Source organism: Protofrankia sp. Cas8 (assembly GCF_963555845.1).
In the GTDB taxonomy this organism is placed as follows: domain Bacteria; phylum Actinomycetota; class Actinomycetes; order Frankiales; family Frankiaceae; genus Protofrankia.
On record NZ_CAUVXI010000071.1, the window covers coordinates 1 to 22,791 of the forward strand.

Annotated in this window: 18 protein-coding genes and 1 tRNA gene; 9 read left to right on the forward strand and 10 right to left on the reverse strand. The window is 68.6% G+C overall.

The window, feature by feature from the left end; genetic code table 11:
- The 3 genes from U9977_RS12545 to U9977_RS12555 all read left to right on the forward strand — a co-directional run.
- Window positions 1-713, forward strand: a 713-nt coding sequence (locus tag U9977_RS12545) for a CNNM domain-containing protein (protein ID WP_322749417.1), incomplete at its 5' end; no start/stop codon positions are given.
- Between the two features lie 126 nt (window positions 714-839).
- Window positions 840-1,265, forward strand: coding sequence for an OsmC family protein (locus tag U9977_RS12550; RefSeq protein ID WP_322749418.1), 426 nt, complete (start codon window positions 840-842; stop codon window positions 1,263-1,265).
- A 145-nt stretch (window positions 1,266-1,410) separates the two neighbouring features.
- Entirely contained in the window at window positions 1,411-1,938 is a 528-nt protein-coding gene (locus tag U9977_RS12555) for a MarR family winged helix-turn-helix transcriptional regulator (RefSeq protein ID WP_322749419.1), read from the forward strand.
- 51 nt (window positions 1,939-1,989) lie between these two features.
- Here U9977_RS12555 and U9977_RS12560 read toward each other — a convergent pair.
- From U9977_RS12560 to U9977_RS12570, 3 genes are all read right to left on the reverse strand, one after another.
- Window positions 1,990-2,065, reverse strand: a tRNA-His gene (locus U9977_RS12560).
- 187 nt (window positions 2,066-2,252) lie between these two features.
- A complete protein-coding gene (gene orn / locus U9977_RS12565; RefSeq protein WP_322749420.1) occupies window positions 2,253-2,867 on the reverse strand; it encodes an oligoribonuclease in 615 nt (204 codons plus the stop codon).
- Window positions 2,868-2,913: 46 nt separating this feature from the next.
- Window positions 2,914-3,534: a hypothetical protein gene (locus U9977_RS12570; protein ID WP_322749421.1), complete on the reverse strand. Its 621-nt coding sequence runs from the start codon at window positions 3,532-3,534 to the stop codon at window positions 2,914-2,916.
- 758 nt (window positions 3,535-4,292) lie between these two features.
- On the opposite strand from U9977_RS12570, the gene U9977_RS12575 reads away from it, so the two are divergent.
- From U9977_RS12575 to aat, 4 genes are all read left to right on the forward strand, one after another.
- Window positions 4,293-5,396 carry a ferritin-like domain-containing protein gene (locus U9977_RS12575; RefSeq protein WP_322749422.1) on the forward strand — a complete coding sequence of 368 codons (1,104 nt, stop codon included), beginning with the start codon at window positions 4,293-4,295 and terminating at the stop codon, window positions 5,394-5,396.
- A 129-nt stretch (window positions 5,397-5,525) separates the two neighbouring features.
- Window positions 5,526-6,512, forward strand: coding sequence for a pirin family protein (locus U9977_RS12580; protein WP_322749423.1), 987 nt, complete (start codon window positions 5,526-5,528; stop codon window positions 6,510-6,512).
- 285 nt (window positions 6,513-6,797) lie between these two features.
- On the forward strand, window positions 6,798-9,206 hold the full coding sequence (locus tag U9977_RS12585) for a putative bifunctional diguanylate cyclase/phosphodiesterase (protein WP_322749424.1): 2,409 nt from the start codon (window positions 6,798-6,800) through the stop codon (window positions 9,204-9,206).
- A complete protein-coding gene (gene aat, locus U9977_RS12590; protein WP_322749425.1) occupies window positions 9,197-10,081 on the forward strand; it encodes a leucyl/phenylalanyl-tRNA--protein transferase in 885 nt (294 codons plus the stop codon). The genes U9977_RS12585 and aat overlap by 10 nt, the downstream gene beginning before the upstream one ends.
- A 39-nt stretch (window positions 10,082-10,120) precedes the next feature.
- Here the strand turns inward: aat and U9977_RS12595 are convergent, their stop codons facing one another.
- The 7 genes from U9977_RS12595 to U9977_RS12625 form a co-directional block, all read right to left on the reverse strand.
- Window positions 10,121-11,464, reverse strand: a complete 1,344-nt coding sequence (locus U9977_RS12595) for a pyridoxal phosphate-dependent aminotransferase family protein (protein WP_322749426.1) — start codon at window positions 11,462-11,464, stop codon at window positions 10,121-10,123.
- Window positions 11,465-11,863: 399 nt separating this feature from the next.
- Window positions 11,864-12,070 carry a ferredoxin gene (locus U9977_RS12600; protein WP_322749427.1) on the reverse strand — a complete coding sequence of 69 codons (207 nt, stop codon included), beginning with the start codon at window positions 12,068-12,070 and terminating at the stop codon, window positions 11,864-11,866.
- A 788-nt stretch (window positions 12,071-12,858) separates the two neighbouring features.
- Window positions 12,859-14,136, reverse strand: coding sequence for a protein kinase domain-containing protein (locus U9977_RS12605; RefSeq protein WP_322749428.1), 1,278 nt, complete (start codon window positions 14,134-14,136; stop codon window positions 12,859-12,861).
- A gap of 91 nt (window positions 14,137-14,227) precedes the next feature.
- Window positions 14,228-16,489, reverse strand: a complete 2,262-nt coding sequence (locus U9977_RS12610) for a DUF3488 and transglutaminase-like domain-containing protein (RefSeq protein ID WP_322749429.1) — start codon at window positions 16,487-16,489, stop codon at window positions 14,228-14,230.
- A gap of 181 nt (window positions 16,490-16,670) precedes the next feature.
- Window positions 16,671-16,913, reverse strand: a complete 243-nt coding sequence (locus U9977_RS12615; RefSeq protein ID WP_322749430.1) for a hypothetical protein — start codon at window positions 16,911-16,913, stop codon at window positions 16,671-16,673.
- Window positions 16,910-17,908 carry a MoxR family ATPase gene (locus U9977_RS12620; RefSeq protein ID WP_322749435.1) on the reverse strand — a complete coding sequence of 333 codons (999 nt, stop codon included), beginning with the start codon at window positions 17,906-17,908 and terminating at the stop codon, window positions 16,910-16,912. The genes U9977_RS12615 and U9977_RS12620 overlap by 4 nt, the downstream gene beginning before the upstream one ends.
- 167 nt (window positions 17,909-18,075) lie before the next feature.
- Window positions 18,076-19,854, reverse strand: coding sequence for a hypothetical protein (locus tag U9977_RS12625; RefSeq protein WP_322749431.1), 1,779 nt, complete (start codon window positions 19,852-19,854; stop codon window positions 18,076-18,078).
- A 471-nt stretch (window positions 19,855-20,325) separates the two neighbouring features.
- Between U9977_RS12625 and U9977_RS12630 the strand changes: the two genes are divergently transcribed.
- Together U9977_RS12630 and U9977_RS12635 are read left to right on the forward strand one after the other, a co-directional pair.
- Entirely contained in the window at window positions 20,326-20,508 is a 183-nt protein-coding gene (locus tag U9977_RS12630) for a hypothetical protein (RefSeq protein WP_322749432.1), read from the forward strand.
- Window positions 20,509-20,906: 398 nt separating this feature from the next.
- Window positions 20,907-22,791: CHAT domain-containing protein (locus tag U9977_RS12635; RefSeq protein WP_322749433.1), on the forward strand; the 1,885-nt coding region annotated here is incomplete at its 3' end.

Genomic DNA, 22,791 nt, shown 5'->3' on the forward strand with positions numbered 1-22,791 from the left:
TGTTCCTGCATGTCGTCATCGGCGAGATGGTTCCCAAGAACATCGCCTTGGCCGGGCCGGACCGAAGCGCTCTGCTGCTTGTCCCACCGCTTGTCGGTGTCGTCCGGTGTCTGCGGCCGGCGATCGTCGGCTTGAACATGACCGCCAACCTCAGCCTGCGGCTCCTGCGGGTGGCTCCGCGGGACGAGGTTGCCAGCGCCTTCACCCGCGACGAGGTCGCCGCCTTCGTCGAGGAGTCCCGGCGCGAGGGCCTGCTCGATGCCGACCAGCACGGCCTGCTGTCGGGGGTGCTCTACCTCGACGAGCGCAACGCGCGCAGCGTCCTGCTTCCCGTCGACAGACTGGAGACGGTCCCGGCCGGCGCGACCCCACGTGACGTGGAGGCACTCGCCGCCCGGACCGGCTTCTCCCGCTTCCCGGTCCAGGACTCCTCCGGTGCGCTCACCGGATACCTGCATCTCAAGGACGTCCTGGAAACCAATCCGGGGAAGCGGTCGGCGCCGATCCCGGCGAAGTGGGTACGCCCGCTCGCCCGGGTCGGTGTGGACGACAGGCTCCAGACGGTGCTCTCGACGATGCAGCGCAGCGGAGCACACCTGGCCCGGGTCACCGACCGGGACGGAACGATTCTTGGGGTTGTGGCGCTGGAGGACGTCCTGGAAGAACTTGTCGGCGACATTCGCGACGAGGACCGCCCATCGTCCAAAGGGTGATCATCTGTGGGGCCCGAGACGTGGATCGTCTCGCAAGAAGAGTTGTGCACGATGTAATCGTGTACGCTTTTGTTGCGGCTGTGCAGCTGCCGCAACCATCAGCTCTTCATAACGGAGGTACCGACCGTGGCAACCACCCGCACCGCTCGTACGGCTTGGGAAGGCAATCTGACTGACGGCGGTGGCACCGTCACCTTCGCCTCGTCCGAGATCGGCGACTTCCCCGTTTCGTGGCCAGCGCGTGCTGAGGCGCCCAACGGCGTCACCAGCCCGGAGGAGCTGATCGCGGCTGCCCACTCGTCCTGCTTTTCCATGGCGCTCTCGCACGGCCTGACCGGGGCGGGCAATCCACCGCGCCGCCTTGAGACCCAGGCGGACGTGACCTTCCAGCCGGGTACCGGTATCACCGGCATCCACATCACCGTCCGTGGTGACGTGCCCGGTGTTGATGACGCCGGGTTTGTCAAGGCTGCGACAGAGGCCAAGGCGAACTGCCCGGTGAGCCAGGCACTGGCGGGCACGACCATCACCCTCACCGCTGGCCTGTTCTGACGGTCCTTCACTCCGGCTACCGCGGAGCGCGGCTGGCAGCCTCCTGGCGCGTCCATGTGCGCCGGGAGGCCGCATGGTCGACTGACGTGCTGGTGCCCCGGGTGCTGGTGGGATGGGACCATGGGCCATGACCAGCCGAGACGCTGTGACCAGCCGAGACGCTGTGACCAGCCGGGACGCCGTGACCAGCGGCGACAGTGACGCGGTTGCCCAGACCGGTGACAGACAGCGGGAGTTCTCGCTGCGCCTGGACGACCAGCTCTGCTTCGCGCTGTACGCGGCATCGCGCGCCGTGACGGCTGTCTACCGGCCTGTGCTCGACCGGCTCGGCCTGACCTATCCCCAGTATCTGGTCATGCTTGTGCTCTGGGACCACGAGACGAGCCTGGTCAAGGATCTGTGCGCCGCGCTGGCGCTGGACTACGGCACGCTCTCACCGCTGCTCAAGCGGCTGGAGTCGACCGGTCTCCTGCGACGCGAGCGGCGCGTTGACGACGAGCGCTCCGTCCAGGTCACCCTGACCGAGACGGGCGCCGCTCTCCGGGAGAGGGCTCGAGCGGTGCCAGCCGTCATCGGCGGCGCCATGAGCCTGTCCGATGACGAGTTCGTTGCTCTGCGTACCGCTCTGCGTAGCCTCACCGCCGCGGTTACCGCCACGGCAGAGGCCCGATAGCGGCATCACGGAGTTCGCGTCACAGCGCACGCATAACAGCAGCTCGTTACGTGGGGTGAGTGACGGGACTTGAACCCGCGACACCCGGGACCACAACCCGGTGCTCTACCAGCTGAGCTACACCCACCACGTACCAGAAGCATGCCCCTTCAGTGCGCGTAGTCGACCGCGCACCCGCGGTCGACCTGCACAACTTTCCAGGACCTGGCTCATAGTACCGGTCGATCCCTCCTTCTGGCCACGAGGATTGCAGTGTCCTGGCCGCGATGACGCCGGTGTCTCCAGGGGCCGCCAGTGGCCTTCAGGTCACGTCTTCAGGTCACGTCCGGGTCGGTGTCAACCCGGATCTCCCGTGCCACCGCCCGGGCAGACTCGCTGGTGGGCCCCGGTTGCGGCACAAAGATGGCTTTCCGGTAGTAGCGCAGCTCATCAATGCTTTCGCGGATGTCGGCGAGCGCGCGGTGGCCGCCGCGCTTGGGCGGCGCCGCGTAGTAGGCCCTGGGGTACCAGCGCCGCGCGAGTTCCTTCACCGTGGACACGTCGACCATCCGGTAGTGCAGGTAGCTGTCGAGGGTCGGCATGTACCGAGCGAGGAAGCCGCGATCCGTGGCGATCGAGTTGCCGCACAGGGGCGCCTTGCCCGGGTCCGGAACCTGCCGCCGGACGTAGTCCAGTACCTGCTCCTCGGCTTCGGCCAGGGTCAGGGTCGAGGCCCGTACCGCATCGGTCAGACCCGAGGCGGTATGCATCTCCTGGACCACGGCTTCCATCCCGGCCAGCGCGGTCTCCGGTGCGGACACAACCACGTCCACGCCCTCGCCAAGGATATTAAGTTCACTATCGGTAACTAGACATGCGACTTCCAGTAGAAGGTCGGAGGCGGCGTTGAGCCCGGTCATCTCACAGTCGATCCAGACGAGGCGATCCATATCTGGTTGACCATAGGGTCTCCCGATCGGGACGTCACGCGGGGACCTAGCCGGGGGCGGACCGCTGGGGTGCCGGGTTGGCGAGCTGGAACGTCACGGAGACGGGCGGCACCGACCGCTGGGTCGCTGTCGCCGTGAGGATGTACTGCCCGTTCACGAATCGCGTGGTGTTCCACGGCGCGTCCTGCGGAGTGAACAGGAACGGTGGCCCGGTGGCCGTGTAGGACGTCGAGACGGGCCCGGCCAGGTTGAACAGGATCGTGCCGGGCGAGCCGGAAACCACGAGTTCGATCTGAACGACTCCGCTCACCACGGCACCCTGCACGGGCCCGGTCACGACGCTTCCCGAGATGATGCCGGCGAAGCCCACCAGGGTCGGACCCGCCGTCGAGCCGGCACCGGTTCCGCCGGCACCGGTTCCGCCGACGGCGGCACGGCTCGGCACGGCCGAGGGCCTACCGGGCGACCTCGGGATGACCGGCCGGGCACTCGCGTCGGAGTCGGTCGGGGTGGGGGCCGTCGCACCGTCTGTCGGCCCGGATCCGGCGGCGATGAGTGTCCCGTCCCCAGCGGGCGGTTCTGGATGATGCTGATACCACAGCACCAGGACGGGCATCAGCGCGAGCGCGGTTGCGAACATCAGGATGCCGAGCCCACCCCGCCTCACCAGTCCCACCGGCCGGTGTGCCCTTTCCATCCGTCTGCCCGATTAGTAACAAGCTGACCATATCGCCAGAAGGTGTCCAGGCGATGGGAGGCTTCCCGGGAAGACCCACGTGAAGGGGCCCGGTGGCGCCGTGCCCGCGCGAGTGCGGGCACGGCGACCACATGGAGTGGCAGTGGCGCTGGTCGCCAGCTCACGGATCGGATCTCGCTGACTGCGCAACGGCCCGGCGGACCCGGGCCGTTGCGCAGTCAGCGACGCCGGGCCGGGCGCCCCGGTGGTCGGGCCGTCAGCCGGCGGCGACCATGGGTGTCACGGGGGCGCCGACGGCTTCGGAGCCGGCCTGCTGCTCGCAGGCGCTCTTGCCGCAGGAAATCCGGTCGACTGCAGCTGCGGTCCACAGCCCAGACGGTAGCGGTCCAGGCGACCGGCGGGGCCGGTTGTCACAAACCCTTAACCTTACCGGCGGCGTGTCGGGCACCGGCGGGTCCCCCCGTCGCAGGGACCGTCCCGTTATCGCCGGGTGGTGGCACCGGCCGGTGATGACGACCGGTGATAACGACCGGTGATAACGACCGGTGGTGCCGGTCGCTCCTCGCCGCCATGACGAACCGTGCACGGTGGGTGATTGCTTGACACCTACCGCGGCTCTGACAGTCTGCACATGCCGGACGCCCTCGAGGGCCCAACGGCGCGCGACGATCGTCAGATCCCGCGCCCGCAGGCCGTAGTCCCCGGAGCGCTAACGTGGAGGTCAGGTCATGAGCACGCACGACCACTACGTCATGCCGGCCGGTGGTGCCACCTGGGATGTGCCGATGGCCGGTGCCGCGCGTTTTTCCTGGGAGTACGACGAAGGCCGCGCGCGGCTGTTGGAGCTCTACCAGAAGGGCAAGGACAGACAGTGGGACGCCGCGACCAGGATCGACTGGTCGGCGGAGGTCGACCCCTACCGTCCGCTCGGACTTGCGGACGAGACGATTCCCATCCACGGTCTCCCGGTCTGGGAGAAACTGGGCGAGCGGGACCGCGGCGAGCTGCGTCAGCATCTGGCGGCATGGCAGTTCAGCCAATTCCTGCACGGCGAGCAGGGCGCGATGATCTGTAGTGCCCGGATCGTCGAGTCGGTACCGGACATGGATGCGAAGTTCTACGCCGCGACCCAGACGATCGATGAGGCGCGGCACGCCGAGACCTATGCCCGCTTCCTGACGGAGAAGGTCGGTGTGGTCTATCCGATCAACTCCGAGCTACGGTCGCTGCTCGACTCGACCCTTACCGACAGCCGATGGGACATCCCGTACCTGGGCATGCAGGTGCTCATCGAGGGGCTCGCCCTCGCCGCGTTCGGGGTGCTGCGCGATGCCACGTCCGCCTCGCTGCCGAAGCAGATTCTCGCGTATGTGATGCAGGACGAGGCTCGGCACGTGGCGTTCGGGCGACTGGTCCTACGTGATTACTATTCGCAGCTCAGTAGCCGGGAACGCGCGGAACGCGAGGAATTCGTCGTCGAAAGCTGCTGGCTGATGCGTGATCGGCTGCGGGGCGCCGAGGTGTGGGAAAATCTCGGCTTCGACGTGGCCGAGTGTCTTGCGGCGGTTGAGACCTCCAGCTACATGCGGGCATTCCGCAAGCTGCTGTTCAGCCGGATCGTGCCGTGCGTCCGGGACATCGGTCTGTGGGGGGAGAAGGTCCGCGACGCCTATGCGCGGATGGGTGTCCTGGACCTCTGCGACCTCGATCTGGCGGAACTGATGAACAGGGACGAGGACATCGCCGACAGCCTCGACCGGGCGCGGGCCGACGAGATGGAGCTGATGGCGCGCAGGCTGCAGGTGGAGCAGACGATAGCTTCCGTGCTCTGACCGCCGGGACCGAGGGCTGGTGCGGTGTCGGGTGGGTGGGTCGGGAAGCGATCGGGGCGATCCGGAGTTATCCTTACCTATAGTTGCTCCAGCAACGTTCGACCCGTGAGACGTGCCAGGAGGACCGCGATGCCTGCCGTGACCGCCGCCGATCCGACCAGTCTGCCGCGCCTGAGCGCGCCCCTGCCCGGTGCCGTGGACCGCCCGGTCCGTTCGGTGACGACCGCTCCATCGGGCCACGAGGGTGAAGGCTTCCCCGTGCGCCGCGCCTTTGCCGGTGTCAGCCTGGTAGATCTCGATCCCTTTGTTCATATGGATCAGATGGGTGAGGTCGAGTACGCCCCCGGCGAGCCCAAGGGCACGCCATGGCACCCTCACCGTGGCTTCGAGACCGTCACATACATGATCGATGGGACGTTCCAGCACCAGGATTCCAACGGTGGGGGTGGCGTCATCACCGATGGCGCGACCCAGTGGATGACAGCAGGCGCGGGAATCCTGCACATCGAGACTCCACCCGAACAGCTCGTCGTCAGCGGTGGGCTCTTCCACGGCGTCCAGCTGTGGGTGAACCTGCCGGGCCGCGACAAGTTCAGCCCGCCGCGGTACCAGAGCATCGAAGGCGACCGGGTCAGCCTCGTCGCGTCGCCGGACGGCGGGGCGCTGCTGCGGCTCATCGCCGGTGATGTCGCCGGCCATCGCGGTCCCGGCTCGACCCATACCCCGATCGCTGTGGCGCACGCGTCGGTGTCCCCGGGCGCTGCGCTGACGGTCCCGTGGCCCTTCGACTTCAACGCGCTGACCTACATCCTCGCGGGTTCGGGACGGGTCGGCGGTGAGGGTCATCCGGTCCGCGCCGGACAGCTTGCCGTGTTCGGGCCCGGTGACCACCTGACGCTCGCGGCCGACGACCGCCAGTCCGGGGTGAGCCCGATGCTGGAGGTCCTGCTGCTCGGCGGGCGGCCCATCCGCGAGCACGTCGAGATGTACGGGCCGTTCGTGATGAACACCCGCGACGAACTGCGCCAGGCTGTGGAGGATTATCAGGCCGGACGTTTGGGTGTCATCCCCGCGAATGCCCTCATGCCCCATCGCGTCGTCGACCGTTCCGGCTGAGGCGCTCGGCGCCGCCGGACCCTCGAGACCCTCGGGGCCTTCGAGACCCCTCGGGGCCTGCGGACGGGCCGATCAGGGCGTGGCCCAGGACTGGATCGCGCAGTGCCGGGTAAAGGTCGAGCAGCTACCGCAGTGATCCACGCAGACGCCGCTACCAGCCGGGCCACAGGTGGCGCGATCGCGGAGGTCCCCGAAGCCCCGGTCCGATTGGTGGGTCATCGGTGGCGAATAGGGCCCAGAGTGTCAGAATGTGCCCCGCCGGCCTGATCGTGGGGGGATGACCGCTTGACGACTTCAGTTCATGCCGCTCGCCGATTGCGGATGGTCCGCGTGGCACGATGGGCGCTCCTGGTGGCCGCGGTGTTTTTCGCCGTCACGACCGTCGCCGGCCTGCGCGACAGCTCGATCGCGATCAACGAGGTTGATCGATGGCTCGGCAACGGTTTCAGCGCGGCGGCGGGAACCATGTGCCTGGCGCGGGCCATTCTGGTGCGAGGCGAACGGGCCGCGTGGGTCGCGATCGGGATCGGTCTTCTGTTCTACGGTGCTGGAACGGCGTACTTCACAACGCAGGTAGCCGATCGCAATCCGCAACCGTCCCCGTCGCTGGCCGACGTCGGCTGGTTGGTATTTTATCTCGCGACATATATTTCTGTGATTCTCCTGCTACGCAAACGGGTGTCCCGCTTTCATCCCAGTGTCTGGTTGGACGCCCTGGTAGGGGGTCTCGGCGTGGCGGCACTTGCCAGCGGTCTGGCCGCCGGGGCCATCGGTAAGGTCCGGGCGACCAGCATGTCGGCGGTCGGCTTGAACCTCGCCTATCCCCTTGCCGACCTGATGCTGCTCGTACTTGTGGTGAGCGTGTTCGGTCTGCTGGGCTGGCGACTGGAACGGGTCTGGTACCTCCTCGGTGGCTCGTTGATCGGTTTTGCGGTGGCCGATACGATCGTTGTCGGTGAGGTTGCCAGCGGTCACTACTCCGCGGGCGGACCGGTCGAGGTGCTGTGGGCGTTGGCACTGGTACTGCCTGCGTACGCCGCCTGGCAACGGCCACCGCGGGAGAAGACGGAGGGTCTCACCGGGTGGGGTGTGCTGGCCATCCCGGCGATCTTTGCGATAGCTGCGCTCGCGCTCCTGGTTTTCGGCGCTGCGGTGCAGCGCCTGCCGCCTGCGACGGTCGCGCTCGCCGCTGCCACCGTTCTGGTCGCGCTGGTACGGACCGGGATCACCTTCGCCGAGGTCCGCCAGCTCGCTGAGACCAAGCTGCAGGCCCGGACCGACGAGCTCACCGGCCTGGCCAACCGTCGTGCCTTTTTCGAGCGCCTGGACGGGCTGGACGTCAGCGCCAATCGCGGCGCCCGTCGGTTCGCGCTACTCGTGCTCGATCTCGACCGTTTCAAAGAAATCAACGATTCCCTTGGCCATCCTGTCGGCGATGATCTGCTGAAACTCGTCGGGCGCCGGATCGCGGCGGCATTGCGCCCGGCGGACCTGCTGGCCCGCCTCGGCGGAGACGAGTTCGCCGTCATCCTGGAGGATGCGGACGCGGCGGTCGCCAAGATGGTCGCCGAGCGGGTGCTCACAGCGCTGCGGGACCCCTTCGATGTGGGTGCGGTCACCCTGCACGTGGACGCGAGCATCGGGGCCGCGCTCCACCCGGACGACGCGGTCACCGCGAGCGTCCTGTTGCAGCGGGCGGATGTCGCGATGTACGCGGCAAAGTCCGCCCGTTCCGGGGTCGAGTACTACCGGCCTGGCGCGGACGTGCACACCCCAGACCGGCTCGACGTCATTGAGGCGCTGCGAGGCGGGCTCGGCGATGATCAATTGCGGGTCCATTACCAGATGAAGGTCGACCTGCGTACGGGTAGCTGCCACGGGGTGGAGGCGCTCGTACGATGGGAACATCCCACCAAGGGCCTCCTCCAGCCCGATGTCTTCCTGCCCTTGGCCGAGCACACCGGGCTGATGCGTCCGCTGACGCTGGAGGTCCTCGGGCTTGCGCTGGGGCAGTGCCGCCGGTGGTGGGACGTCGGCCTGGACATCGGTGTAGCGGTCAACCTCTCCGCGTCCAATCTGCTCGACACGGGATTCCCGGCCGAAGTCGCGGATCTCCTTGAGCTGCACGGGCTGCCCGCGCGGGCGCTCGAGTTCGAAATCACCGAAACAGCGCTGATGCTCGACCGGATCCGCACCGCGGCCGTCCTCACAACTCTGCGCGAGATGGGAATCCACATCGCCGTGGATGACTATGGGACGGGATACTCGTCCCTGTCCTACCTGCGGGAACTCCCGGTGGATGCGCTCAAAATGGACAAATCGTTTGTCGTGCACCTGGAATCCGATCCGGTGGCAGCGGCGATCGTGCAGTCCACGGTCGGGCTTGCCCACTCCCTCGGCCTGCGTATCGTCGTGGAGGGAGTCGAGACCGAGACTGCGATGCGGCGCCTGACCGAGTTTGGCTGTGATCTGGCCCAGGGCTTCTACCTGGGCTGTCCGCAGCCCGCCGACGAGCTGACGCCGCTGCTGTGGCATCGGCACAACCACCGGTCGCCAGCCGGATCCACCGCGTTATCCGCAGGATCGTCGCAGTCGCAGTCGCAGTCGCAGTCGCAGTCGGTGGGTCGGGCGGGCACGGCTGCCCGGGTGGCGCAGCCGGCCGAACCTGTCCGCACGGGTCGCACGTGGACCTGACCGGTCGGCCTGAGCCGCCGGGACCGTCGCCGTGGGACGGGCTGCCAGAGAAGGATCATGCCGAGCCGGCTGAGCCGGTCGAATTACCCGTCGCGGTCGGGGGTGTGCTCACCCCGGCCACGCTCGTCGGGGCATACCGGCGGGGGCTCTTCCCCTTCCCGGTTCCGGTCGACGATCCGATCGAGGTCGCGGACACGCACCGCCGATTGGCCACCGCTGTTGCCGACGGGCGAGTCTTCAACCTGTCCGGGGACGGCCCGCCGGATCTCGACTTTCCCTGGTGGTGTCCGGACCCACGGGGGGTGTTGCCCGTCGGCGCGGTGCACGTGTCCGACTCGTTGTTCCGACGGATGCGCGCGTGTGCGTGGACCACCACCCTGGATGAGGCGTTTGCCGAGGTCGTCCGCGGCTGCAGCCGGGGCGGCCGACCCACCTGGATCACGCCTGAGCTCGCGGACGCCTACCGTGATCTGCATCGGCTCGGCTGGGCGCACAGCGTCGAGGTGTGGCAGGGCGAGGACCTCATCGGAGGCATGTTCGGTGTGCTCGTCGGTGCCGCCTTCATGGCCGAGTCCATGTTCCATGTGCAGACCGGTGCGTCCAAGGTTGCGTTGGTCGACTTTGACGTGCGGTTCGTGCAGGCTGGCGGTCGGCTCATCGACGCGCAGTTCGTCAGTGCGCACGCTGGTTCCATGGGCGCCGTCGAGATCCCGCGCGAGCGGTTTCTGGCGGTTCTACGCGACGTGCGGGACACCGACGTGCGGCTCGTCCGTGACCGGATGCCCGTGACACGCTTGGTCGAACGCGCGCGAGCGGCCCGGCGGGCTCGGCGTGCCATGGCGGTTCCGCCTCCGGCCGCGCGCGGAGGGCAATGATCGTGCGGCCTTCGGTTGGGCGTGCCCGGGTGGATCGATCTACCCGATCGGGGACTGCGCAGCGGGTGCGCAGCGGGACGCCGGCACGCTGGGCGCGACTTGCGGGCCCGGGAACATTGCGGCGATCTCGGCGAGCACCGTCAGTAGATGCGCGATTTCTTCGTCGGTGTTGGCTGCGGTGACCTGGATACGGACCCCGACGTCGGCCCGCGGCACTACCGGATAGGGCGCCATGGTGACGTAGATCCCACGGTTGAACAGGTGGATTCCAATGGCATCCGTATCTTCGGGGGTACCGATCGGTACTTCGATGATCGGCGTCCCGGACCGGTTCAACGTCCGTAACCCGAGCTGGGTCAGCCCGTCGAGAACACGGGCGGTTTTGCGATGAAGATCGGCTCGGATGCTGTCGCCCCGCGCGGCGTTGAGCCGGAAGCCGGCCTGCACGGTGGCGAGGGAGGCAACTGGCGACGGCCCGGAGAAGGTGTACGGCGCGGCGGTCACCTTGAGGTGGTTCTTCACCGTGGTCGGGCAGGCGATGAACGCCAGCAGTGACGAGTAGGCCTTGGAGAAGCCGCCCACCAGGATGAGTCCGTCGTAGGTCTCCCCGACATGACGGACAATGGCGTTGCCGTGCAAGCCGTACGGGCTGAGTTCGTCCGCACTGCGCTCACCGAGGACACCGAAACCGTGGGCGTCGTCGACGTAGAGGATCGCGTCGTTTGCGCGGGTGACCGTCAGCAATTCGGCCAGGGGGGGCGCATTGCCGGTCATGCTGTTAACGCCGTCGATACATACCAGTCTCGGGTAGTGGGGGCACGTCCGCAGCAGATCCGCCAGCTGGCCGGGGTTCTCGGCGTCGAACTGCTGCAAGGTCGCGCCTCGTGCCTGTGCCATCGCAGCGCCGTCGTAGACCGTGCGGTGCGCACGTCGGTCGAGGAAGACCGAACCCTCCCCGGCGAGAACAGGAATGGCCGAGATGTGGATGTGTGTGATCGTGGGAATCGTGAGGCTGTCTTCGGTGCCGAGGAGCGCGGCAAGTTCTTCTTCAATCTCGGCGAACGGTCGTGGATAGGCGATCATTCGCGACCAGCTCGGATGGGTACCCCATTTGGCCAGGTATTCCGGTACCGCTGCAATGATCTCCGGATTCACATCGAACCCGAGGTAGTTGCAGGACGCGAAGTCCGCAAGCCAGTGGTCGCCGATGCGAATCTGGCGTCCGTCGATCTCGTCGACGACGGAGTCCACCATTGGATGGGTGTTTCGTAGCCCGGCGAGCTCCGCCAGGGGGCCCAGCGGACGACCCAGTATCCGATCGTAGGGTCCCGGCGGGTCTGGCGAAGCCTGGCGTGTGGACAACCGCCCCGGAGTCTTGGACAACGCCCCTCCTCGAAAGATGAGGGTTCCACGCTACGGCGCAACTTTCGCACATGGTGTTGTTTTTGAGTATTTACCAGCGGACTCGCGGGTCATCCGACTCGGTGGTTACTTCAGGCAAATGTAATTTTACTGATAGTTAGAACTAAATATGCTAATTATGCATAAATAGTGCATAGTATTCTTATCATGTCAGAAATATCATGAACCATGCCCAACCGGAGTACGGCTCGCCTGCCACAGGTCGCGGCGTACGCCGGTTGGGTCTTCCCGTGATGGGGTTGCCGCAGCACGTCGCGGTTCGGCTGCCGGCGATCTCGGTCGGGGTCCCTTGGGGCCTCCCGGTGACAGGAACCCCGGCGCGAGAAGATCATAATCATGAGGCCTGCAGTACGCGGAGGGTTATGCCGCCATCCGTCCGATCGCCTCAGCCGGGCAGAACTCAAGGGCCTGCAGGAGCATTTCCTCTTCCTCCTCATTCGACGGCTGCCGGCATATATAATGAACCTCGCGATCCTCGTCGCGCTTGAAGAAATCCGGGGCGACTCCCCGGCAGTTTTCACAGTCAGTGCATTCCGAGTCGACGAAGAAGGGTCCCTCGACGTTCATGGGAAGTCGACGCTTTTCGCTTGCCACATCACACCTCGCATTCGTTGGGAGCATTGGCGGTGGCTGCCCAGCCGATTCTATCGGCAAGCCGGCCGGCTGTTAGGGCGGTCGCGCGCTCGGGGTGTCGAGAAGCGGTGGTTCGGGTACCCGGGTCGGGAAGTCCATGGGTCGTAATGCCCGCCGCTGTCCGGGCCGGACGGACCAACAGTGATATTTCCGCTGGCCGTCGCGGCAAGCGCGGACCCGATGGGGACAGCCGGGATGCGCCAGATATTCAGTCGAGGCCTGAATATGCAGGTACCGGCCTCGGCTCCGGTCGACGTGGCGTTCTCGCGGAGCAGCCGACGTGACATCGGCCACCGCCCCGGACAGCCTGGTGATTTTCCGCCGACCGGTTTCAGCGGCGGGGTGTGTCATTTCCCGGGCGGGGCTCCACGGAACAGCACCGGCCCCGCCATCGAACATTTACCGCCGTGAAACGCGTAGTCGAACGCCGCGGGCGCGCAGGCGCCCGTCCACGCCACGATGCCGGGGCCAAAGCCCGGCCTGGCGACGGCCGGACATCTCGCCGAGACAGGACCTCTGCCGGGCGCTGCGCGACCCCCTACACCGGCGGCTGGGTGTTCCATCCCGACTCGGCCGGCGGCTCTGGGGCTGGCTCGCTCACTGCTTCGCCACCTGACCTGATCCGTTGCACGTCGGGCAGGTCTTGGTCTGGGTGCCAGAGAACTGGCCGTCCTCGTCGCGTTCCGTCTGCTCGAACACAACCTTCCCATCGCCGTTGCAGGTCAGGACGACGGCGGTGTCGCGCCGCGGATGCAGGCGAACGCCGACCATGCCACGACTGGCTTCTGTGCGGAGGCGTCGAAGGCGAGCAGCGGACCGACCCGGAAGCAGTAGCCCTGGGCGGCGCCGAGATCGGCAATCGTGGTGAACGTCGCTCCGTCTGGCAGTGACTGAACATTGCCCAGAACAGGAGAAGCGGCGGGCTGCATGATTAGCTTGGTGCGGCGCGAACCATTCCGCCAGGTCAGAATGACGGTGTCGCCGTGGTCCTCGGCGTGTACCTCGGTTGGTCGGGCCGCCTCGATCTCAGCAGGGTCGATCGTCGGCGAAGTGCCCTGCGTAGATGTGTCCGGTGCGGAGATGGGGGTGCGCCTATCACCGGAGGCCCCCGAGGCTGCGACCGCGACCGCCGCGATCATCAGCGTGACGACAGTGGCCGCAGGTAGAGCCCACCGCCATCTCGCCTGATTTCTTCTACTTTGCGGCTCATCGGCGGGACCACCCTGGCCGCTCCGGGGCCGGTAACGCGTGGGTTCGTCCCCCCGTCGTGGATTCGGCCGTCCAGCGGGTCCGGGCCCCGGCGCGACGTCGTCCGTGGGGTCGTGACAGTCGAGGAGGTCAAGGCCGTCCAAGGAGGCAGGGCCGCTGGGGGTCCGGTCACGGCGGTCATGTCTCCTTCGCCGCGGGGTGCCCGGCAGTTCGTCGGGCGTGGGGGAGTCGCCGAGGCGCCGGTGTAGCCGGCGGAGGTCTTCGGCGAAGGCCGCGGCGGTGGAGGGGCGCCGCGCCGGGTCTCGTGCGAGTGCTGTTCGTAGCAGACGTTCCACCGGTTCGGGGACACGGTCGCGCGGTAGCGCGGGGACGTCGCGGGCCAGGGTCCGGTCGGCGAAGCGGGCCGGATCCTCGGTGGGCGCGCACTGGAACGGCGGTGTGCCGGTGAGCATGGTGAACAGGGTGACGCCCAGCGCGTAGATGTCAGCCGCGACCGACGGTCGTCCTTTCCGCATGATCTCCGGGGCGGCGTAGGAGGGTGTGAACGCGTCCGGGCCGACCAGCCCGTACGCGCCCGAGATGCTGGCGATGCCGAAATCGCTGAGTATCGGCTGGCCGGTGTCGGTGAGAAGAATATTACCGGGCTTGACATCCCCGTGGAAGATGTTCTCCGTATGTGCGAAATTCAGGGCGTCGGCAATATTCGCACCGATAAGAAGGGTGTCGGAGACCGGCAGGGGCCCACCTGAATGTATCCGATCCGCGATTGATCCTGCGGGCAGGTACTGCATCGCAATGAATGGAAGCAGGCTCTTGGTGGATCCCGCCCGGAAGATCGTTAACCACCTTCCGCAATCTTCCGGAAAGTCAGGTAGCCGGGGATCACCGGAGTTCTCTCCTCCCGGTGATCACGCTTGGCGTCAGGCCATGCACGATCCGTCGACGAAGGGGTACGCCCCGGCGCACCTGGGCTCGGATCTGTTCCTCATCCCCCCAGGCCCGGCCCGCGTCGGTAGGGCCGATGCTGTCCGCCGCGTAGAGCGCCTTCGTCACCAAGGTCGCGAGCGACTCCAGCGAGGCCCGGCCGACGGGTCCGAGGAAGGCGGGCGCGAGCCGGGCCGTCTCGGCCGGGGTCGACGCCACCGGGACGGGAAGACCCGCGCGGGCCAGCGCGTCACGCGTGCTCTGCCAGGCGCCGACCACCTGTTCGCGGTGGGTGCGCGCCGCCCGCCGGCGCCACCGGCGGGCCCGTGGTGCCCACGCGGCGAATGCCAGATAGCTGACCACGGCGACAACCGCGAGGCCCGCGAACCCCGACGCCGCATACACCCAGGGCGCCCGGGTGGGAGAGGCCGGCGCATCGCCGGCGGCCAGCGGCGCACTGGACACCGGTATGGCCGAGGCGGCTTCGAAGGCCTGCGCCCGCTCGCTGGACTCCCCCGGGATAGGCGACGAGATGGTCTTGTCATCGACCTCGACCGGCGCCGGGGTCGGGTAGAAGGGGACCCAGCCCACCCCCGCAAACTTGATCTCCGCCCACACGAGCACGTCGTCGCCCCGTACGACCACGCTCTGCGATCCAGCAGGCAGGGCGAACCCGACCACAACCCGGCTCGGCAGGTCCAGGACCCGAGCGGCTACCGCGAACGCGGTGGCGAACTGTTCGGTCGTGCCGGTCCTGCTCTTGTCGAGAAAGTACTCGAGATGGTGGTAGGTGTGGCCGGGCGGCGCCTTCCGGTTGTACGTGTAGCTGCTGCGCAGATACTTCTCCAACTCGTAGGCCTGTCGGAACGGGGTATGGGCCTCCCTCGACGCGGCCACCGCCAGCCGAAGCACCGCGTCGGGCAGTCCCGGGGGCCTGCGACTAGCCACCTCGGTGTCGGCCCCGGTGGCCGGCCGTGACGAGGCGAGTACCCGCGCGTCCGGGGTGGCGGGCGGCGTGGACACCACCGTGTAACGGCGGCCGGAGGACGGCGTCCGGGTGTCGAGCAGCGTGCCGCTGTCGACGTCCACGGCCAGCCCGGTGCCGTCGATCTCCACCGGACGGTCTACGGCCGGCAGCAGCGGGCCCTCCAGCCGGTCGATCACCACATCCTGTCGGATCTGGCGGGCGGAATCCTGCTCCTCGGCGTCCGGCCTTCCCGCGATCGGCGGCACCCGGCGGCCAGCCGGGAGGAACTGGGCGGACGACGCCCAGGAGCCCCCGTCGAACCGGTCGAAGACGGCCAGCCGGATGTTCGCCGCGGTGTTCGCCGCCGCGTCGGCGTCGCCCGTCCCAGACAGCCGCACGGTGAACAGCGACCTGTCCGGGTCGCCGAGCCACGCCGAGACCTGGTCCAACGGACTGATGGCCGGCACGGAGTGCTGGGCGATCACGCGGTGCGCACGGACGTCGTACGGCTCGCCGCCAGCCGCCGACGTCATCGCCGGGCCGGCGAACAGCGCAGCGACGGTGATGACGACGAGCAGCGGCAGCCCGAGCGCGGTCGGCCCCGGCGAGAACCGCTGCCGCGGCGCGACGGAGGACCGCGCCTGGTTCTCGGCCAGCGCTGGTGGCCGGGCCTCCGCCCGACGGCACAGGACGAGCAGGCCGGTGGCGGCGAGCAGCCCGGTCGCCAGCGGCAGGTTCGAGCCCGCCCCCGGGACGGTCATCGTCACCCCGATCGCGAAGACCACGATCGGCCCGACGGCCGGGAGCAGCGCCGCCCGTGTCCGAGTCACCAGCTCCGCCCCGATGCCGGCCGCGAGCCAGGTCAGTGCCTGGGGCACGACCAGCAGGTCCGGCGAGCCGGGCGCCGGCAGTATCACCTCGAGCAGCCGCGCCCAGCCGTGAAGCAGGCCGTCGCCGATCGCGGGCAGTACGCCGGATGCCTCCGGCGAACCGTGCCGGAACAGCGTCAGCCCCACCACGCCCAGCCACGCCGCGACCCACACAGGCACGGACAGCACCAGCGGCGCGGGGCGGCGGGCCGCGGTCGCGACCACCACGATGACGACGGGCCCGAGCGTGGCCAGCGTGACGGGCCCGGCGAGCGCCTCCCAGCCGAACGCCCGATGGAACGACGCCCCCGCCAACCAGGCCGCCGCGACGAGAGCGGCGAGACCACCCGCCCGGGGCAGCGCCCGGCTCGCCAGCCTGATCATCGGGTCCGACCTGCGGAGTTCGCCGGCCAGGCCGACACCAGGGCCGCGGCGTCGGCGACGTCCAGGACTCACAGCCGCCCGCTCCCGGTGACGGTGGGCTGCGGCGTGGATCCGACCTCGTCACCGGTGTCGCCCACCCGGATCATGATCGCCTGCTCGAATCCGTCGACGGCCGTCACGGTCACCGCCGCCGTCTCGCCGCGGCGGACCCGGCCGGGACCACCTCGATCTGTGCGGCCAGTTGCGGCCTGCGGGCGACGACGACGATCGCTGCCGCCATCGCGGCCGCGCCGCCTGCGGCAAGCACCGCCAGTTCGGCGAATCGCAGCACGCCTGCGACGATCGCCAGTACCACGGTGGCGCCGGCAACCCCCCAGCCGGTCGGGGTCACGACGAGCAGTGCCTCCCGTCCCCTGCCACTCATGCGCCGGCGCCCGCCAACGCCTGGGGGACGGGGACGGCGGCAAGCACCTCGCGGATCGCATCCGACCCGCCGTAGCCGCGCAGTTCCGAGTCCGCGGTGGGGATCAGCCGGTGGGCGAGCACAGGCACGGCCAGCGCCTTGACGTCGTCCGGGGTGACGAACGTCCGGCCGGCCGCGGCCGCCCTGACCTGCGCCGCACGCAGCAGGGCGATGCTGCCGCGGGGGCTGGCGCCGAGGCGCAGCCGCGCGAGTGATCGGGTGGCCGCCACCACGTCGACCACATACTCGTGCAGGGTGCCCGAGACATGGATCTGCGTGGTGGTGGCGATCAGGCTCGCCATCTCGGCCGTGGACAGCACCGGGCTGAGGTCCTCCACGCGTAGGCCGGACTGCCGGGTACGCAGGATCGCCACCTCGGCGGCGCGGTCCGGATAGCCCATCCCGATCCGCATCAGGAAGCGGTCCAGCTGTGCCTCCGGCAGGGCGTAGGTACCGTCCATGTCGACCGGGTTCTGGGTGGCGACCACGAAGAAGGGCCACGGAACCGGATGGGGCTCGCCGTCGACGGTGACCCGCCCCTCCTCCATGACCTCCAGCAGCGCGGACTGCGTCTTGGGAGATGCCCGGTTCACTTCGTCGGCCACCACCACGTGTGCGAACACCGGCCCCGGGTGGAACGTGAACTCGTTGCTTCCCTGACGGTAGACGGTCACCCCGGTCACGTCGGAGGGCAGCAGATCCGGAGTGAACTGAATCCGGTGGCAGGAGGCGTCCAGCGAGGCCGCGATGCACCGGGCCAACGAGGTCTTCCCCAGGCCCGGGACGTCCTCGATGAGCAGGTGCCCGCCCGCGAACAGGCAGGTCAACGCCAGCGACACCACCTCAGTCTTGCCCCGGAGTACCAGCTCGACGTTGTCGACGAGGGACTGGAAGGCCGCCGCGAAGTCAACTGGCGCGGCCTCCCCAGCCGGTATCCGTGAATAGCCGGTCGGCATTTCTGACTCGCCGGTCGGCATTGTTGACACCCTGTTCTCCTGTCAGACAGTCGTCGATAAATGTGAGGTATCCGGAATCGCTACACCGGCCACAGGTGGGGACGCCGGGGACCGGCTCGTACTGCCCGCCGCGGCTCACCGCGGTCGCGGGCAGAAAACCCCGGCTTTCAGCACAGTGGCACATTGGTGTCGACGAGGACGGTATTGGGCGGGCCGGACGACGAGCCGTCATTGTAGAAGTTGTCGGCCGGCGCGTACCGGCCGGCGGCTGCCCCGGACACGACCAGGTAGTACCAGGTGTTCCCGTTCGCCACCGGGTCGCCGGTCGTCCGGCAGCGGACCTGCACGGGCACGTGCGCCCCGATCCTGGGCGTGTTCGCGCCGACGAAATGTGGAGTGGCGAATGTGGGCGAGCCGGAGTCGCTGGGGACCTCGGTGTAGGTCACAGGCACAGGCACAGGCACAGGCACAGGCGTCGGGCTGGGGGCTGTGGTCGGGGTTTGTGGTGGGGCCTGGGTTTGTGGTCGGGTCGGGGTTTGTGGTGGGGCCTGGGTTTGTGGTCGGGTCGGGGTTTGTGGTGGGGCCTGGGTTTGTGGTCGGGCCGGGGTTTGTGGTGGGGCCTGGCTCTGGGCCGGGGCCTGGGCCGGGGTTTGGGCCGGGGTTTGTGGTGGGGTCTGGGTTTGTGGTCGGGTCTGGGTCTGTGGTGGGGCCTGGCTCTGGGCCGGGGTTTGTGGTGGGGCCTGGGTTTGTGGTCGGGCCGGGGCCTGTGGTGGGTTTGTCGTTGGCCCGTTCGTCGGTCCGGGTGCGACCGGCAGCTTCTCGATCTTCTGGACAGAGCCGTCCGGTCTGATCACGGCGGCTTCGGTGCCGTCGGGGTCGTTGACCCAGACCGTTCCGTCCTTGACGGTGACGGCGAGTTCACCGGCCGGCTCTCCGGAGGTGATCTTGATCGGATCAACGAACGCGGCGGCATCGGTCGCGTAGACGAGCAGGCGCCCCGTCCCGTTGTCGGGTATATAGACCCGGTTGTTGGCGGTGACCGGCGCGCCGAGATTGTCAGAGGGGTGCTGTGAACCGATCTCGACGGTGTCGACCGTGCCAGCGGTCCAGTCGGCGAGGAGCAGAGTGTCCGTGCCGCCGACAGTGATCGGGACCAGCGGGCCGTCGACGCGGGGCGCGACCTTCAGGGGGCGACCCTGGCTGGGTAGGCGCAGCGGCGCTGTCGGGTGCCCGTCGCGGACACCGACCAGGGTTCCGTCGGAGGCGTTGACCACGACTGGGTGGCCGTCGGCGATTGTTAGTGACACCTGGTCGTCTGGTCGGGAGACCGTGACCGCGCTTCCTGGCGCGCCGTGGCGGATCGGGACGAGCTTTCCCCCGGAGGGCAGCGCTACCCACAGTGTGCCGTCGTCGGCCATCCCGGCGCCGGCTATGGGGGCGCCGAGGTCGACGGGCGAGCCCAGAACGTCGAGGGTCTGTGGGTCGATCCGGGTGACTCGGCCGGTCTGGTCGTTGACGACATAGGCCTGGTCGTCGCCGGTGACCACGGTGATGCCGGTTCTGAAGTTCTTTTGCTCGGCTGGGATCAGCGTGACCGGGTCGATCCGGCTGACGATGCCGGTGCTGGTGTCGGTGACCAGCACGCTGGAACCCTCCTGGGCGATGATCAGCTTGGGGTCCTTGGCGTTGCTGACGCGGGTGGTGGCGTCAACGCGCCCGGAGGGGCCGTTGATGTGCGAGACGATTCCCTGGGCGCTGCTGGCCAGCCACACGCCGGCATTCCCCAGACGCAGTACGGCAGTGCCCGCGCTCTGCCCTACCAGGAGGACGACGGAGCCGCCGGCAAGAAGGAGTACCAGCGGCACGGTGACCGACCAGCGTACCCGGCGCGCGGCCAGCCGGGACAACATCCACCGGATCCGGTCTTCCCCCTCGGTGCGTGGCACTGTCGTCTCCCCATCAGGAATGACCGAACTCTCGGCCGGATGTCGGCGCACGCCCAACTTTCCGCGCGTTCCTGGTCGATGGCAATGCCCGGCCGGGCGGATGGTGGGGTGGGTCAGCCCCCGGCCCACGGAAAGTGCAGGTCACGAGTGTTCCCTCGCGTTCGGAGAACCCTCGTGGAGGGGGAAACATGGTTCGCGGGGCCCATAGTCGACTCCATCGACCACCGCGAACAATCCCAATGACACAACAATCCCCGGTGCACACAACCGAAACCCGCTGGCCCTGGGTCGTGGGACCACGGAACGAGGAGAGGCTCGCCATGGCGAAAATCGTCGTCAATCCCGAGGTGCTCAGCGCGCTCCAGACCACCTTCACCAACCAGAGCCTCGCCGCGCTGGTCCAGACCGGCACGGGATGTGCAGACGGCTCTGCGGAATGCACTTCTTGCGGACCAGCAGGCGTAGCCGGCCATGTTGAGTCCGGCCGAGCTGGCGGCCCTCGGTCAGCCCGAAGAGCGGATCCGGGGCTGGGTCACCGAGCACGGTGACGATCTGATCGAGTGGGCCACCGGCCCGATCAACCTGCCGGCGCCGGGCAGCCCGATGTGGCGCGAGACCGCGCGACTGTTCTCCAGCCTGGGCGCGAGGTTCTGACCAGAAGTTCGACAGGACGGGGTGCTGAGATGAGCTACGGCGCCGACGGTGGGTCGCGGATCGAGGTCGACCCCACGGAGCTGCTGCGGTTGGCCGCCGACCAGCAGCCACCCAGGCGCACCGCGGCGTTGTAGGCGGCAGCGGATCCTCCTGCCTGTGGCGTGCAGCCCGGCAGCGCGCCCGAGCTCGGAAGCGCTCAGAAGCTACTCTCTTCAGAGCTTGCTTCCGAGCCGTAAGTCTGATTCTTTCGATCCCGGTGTCCGCTCTTGGACGCGTCGGCGGTGGCTGTGTGACCTGCCAGTGCTGCCGGGCCCGCCTACAGGGAGCGGAAGTAGCGGCGCTTCGGGTCTCGCGGGCCGGCGCCGACCTCACGGACGAGTCCACGGTCGACCAGTTTGATGAGCCTGGTCCTCGTCGCGCGGGTGGACAGGCCGATGGCGTTGGCGATTGCGCTGGTGAGTGCGCCGTCGGTCGGGATGGCGGTGAGCGGCACGCTGCTGGGGGAGCGCACCGGCGCCCTGCCGGTCGGGCTCGACACGGTGTGGACGGCACAGCCCACGCAACCGGCGGCGGCGGACGCGCACCTGTCCCAGGCCGGTCATCGGTTGCGGGACGTGCTGTTCGACGCCGACACCTCGCGGCACATCACCGAGCTGATCGACGGCTCGCCGTTCGGCGTGGTCGTGGACATCGTGGTGGAGGCCGACGGCCCGGCGCTCGCCCTGCCCTACGAGCTGCTGCGGATGGCTGGGGGAAGGTTGCTCGCCACCATGCCCGGGGTGCGGCTCACCCGCCGGGTCGCCGGGTTGAACCGGGTGGCGACTGCGCCGCTGCCTGGCCCGCTGAAGATCCTCGTCGCGGTGGCGGCGCCGGAGGAGACCCGGACGCAGAACGCCCCGCTCGACGTCGAGGCGGAGATGCAGGCGATCATCGACGCGGTCCGTCCGGTGGCGGGTTCCGGGGCCGCTCAGGTCACGATCCTCGAGGTCGCCGGCCTGACGGAGATCTCCGACGCGCTGGGCGGCCGGAACCGCGGGGACTCCGATACCGCTGACAGGGACAGTTACCACGTGCTGCACCTGTCCGCGCACGGATCGGCATCCTCGGTGGAGCTGGAGGACGAGGACGGCAACCCGGTCCCGATCCAGGCAGCGGAGTTGGTGGACGCGATCAAGGGCGCATCCCGGCCGCTGCCACTGATCGTGTTGTCGTCCTGCTCGGGTGCGGCCGGCGGCACTGAGGGGCTCGCGCAGACCCTGGTCCGCCGTGGTGCCGACCGGGTGCTGGCCATGCAGACGACCGTCACCGACCGTTACGCAACCGACCTGGCCAGGGTCTTCTACACGGAGCTGGCCTCCGGCCGCGCCGTGTCGGTCACGGCGGCGCTCGCCGAGGCCCGTCGCCGGGTGGACGCCGACCGCCGGGCGAGCGCGCGGGCCACCGGCCGGCTCGCGCCTCCCGAGTACGCCACCGCGACGCTGCTGGCCGCGGCCGGTGACCCGCCGCTGCTCGACGCCGTAGCCGACCAGCGGCCGCTGACCCACCCGTTTGCCGCGCCGGCCGGTGGCAGCGTCCGCGAGCTGGCAATGGGTGATCTGGTCGGGCGGCGCAGGGAGGTCCGTACCACGCTCGCGGTGCTGCGGGGCGGCAGCGCCGCGGTCACGCGTTGGGGCGCGGTTGCCGGCGTGGTGCTGACCGGGCCCGGCGGGATCGGCAAGACAGCGGTTGCCGGGCGGGTAATGGCCCGGCTGCGGGCTGAGGGCTGGGCGGTGGCGGTGCATGTCGGCCGGTGGAACCCGCCGTCGTTGATCGCCGCGACCGCGCAGGCCCTGCGCGGCATCCCGGTCCCGGAGCTGGTCGAGGCGCGGACCGCCCTCACCGACTCCCGTCACGAGGATACGGACAAGATCGCGTGGATTCGGGAATTGCTGGGCGAACACCGCCTGCTGCTGCTGTTCGACGACTTCGAGCAGAACCTCACCGAGGACGGTCGGCGCTTCGCCGACCCTGGCTTCGCCGAGGTGTTCGCAGACCTGGCTCGGGCCGGTGGTCCTGGTCGTTCGGGTGGCCTTGGTGGCCCTGGCAGTCCGAGTGGCGCCGGCCGTCTGCTCGTGACGTGTCGATATCCCCTGCCGGACCGTACCGTGCCGTTTCATCGGGTGGAGGTCGGGCCACTCAGCGGCTCCGAGCTGGGTCGTCTGCTGCTGCGGCTACCGAGCCTGCGGGCGCTGGGTGACGACGACCGGCGCACATTGACCCGGACGATCGGCGGTCATCCACGGC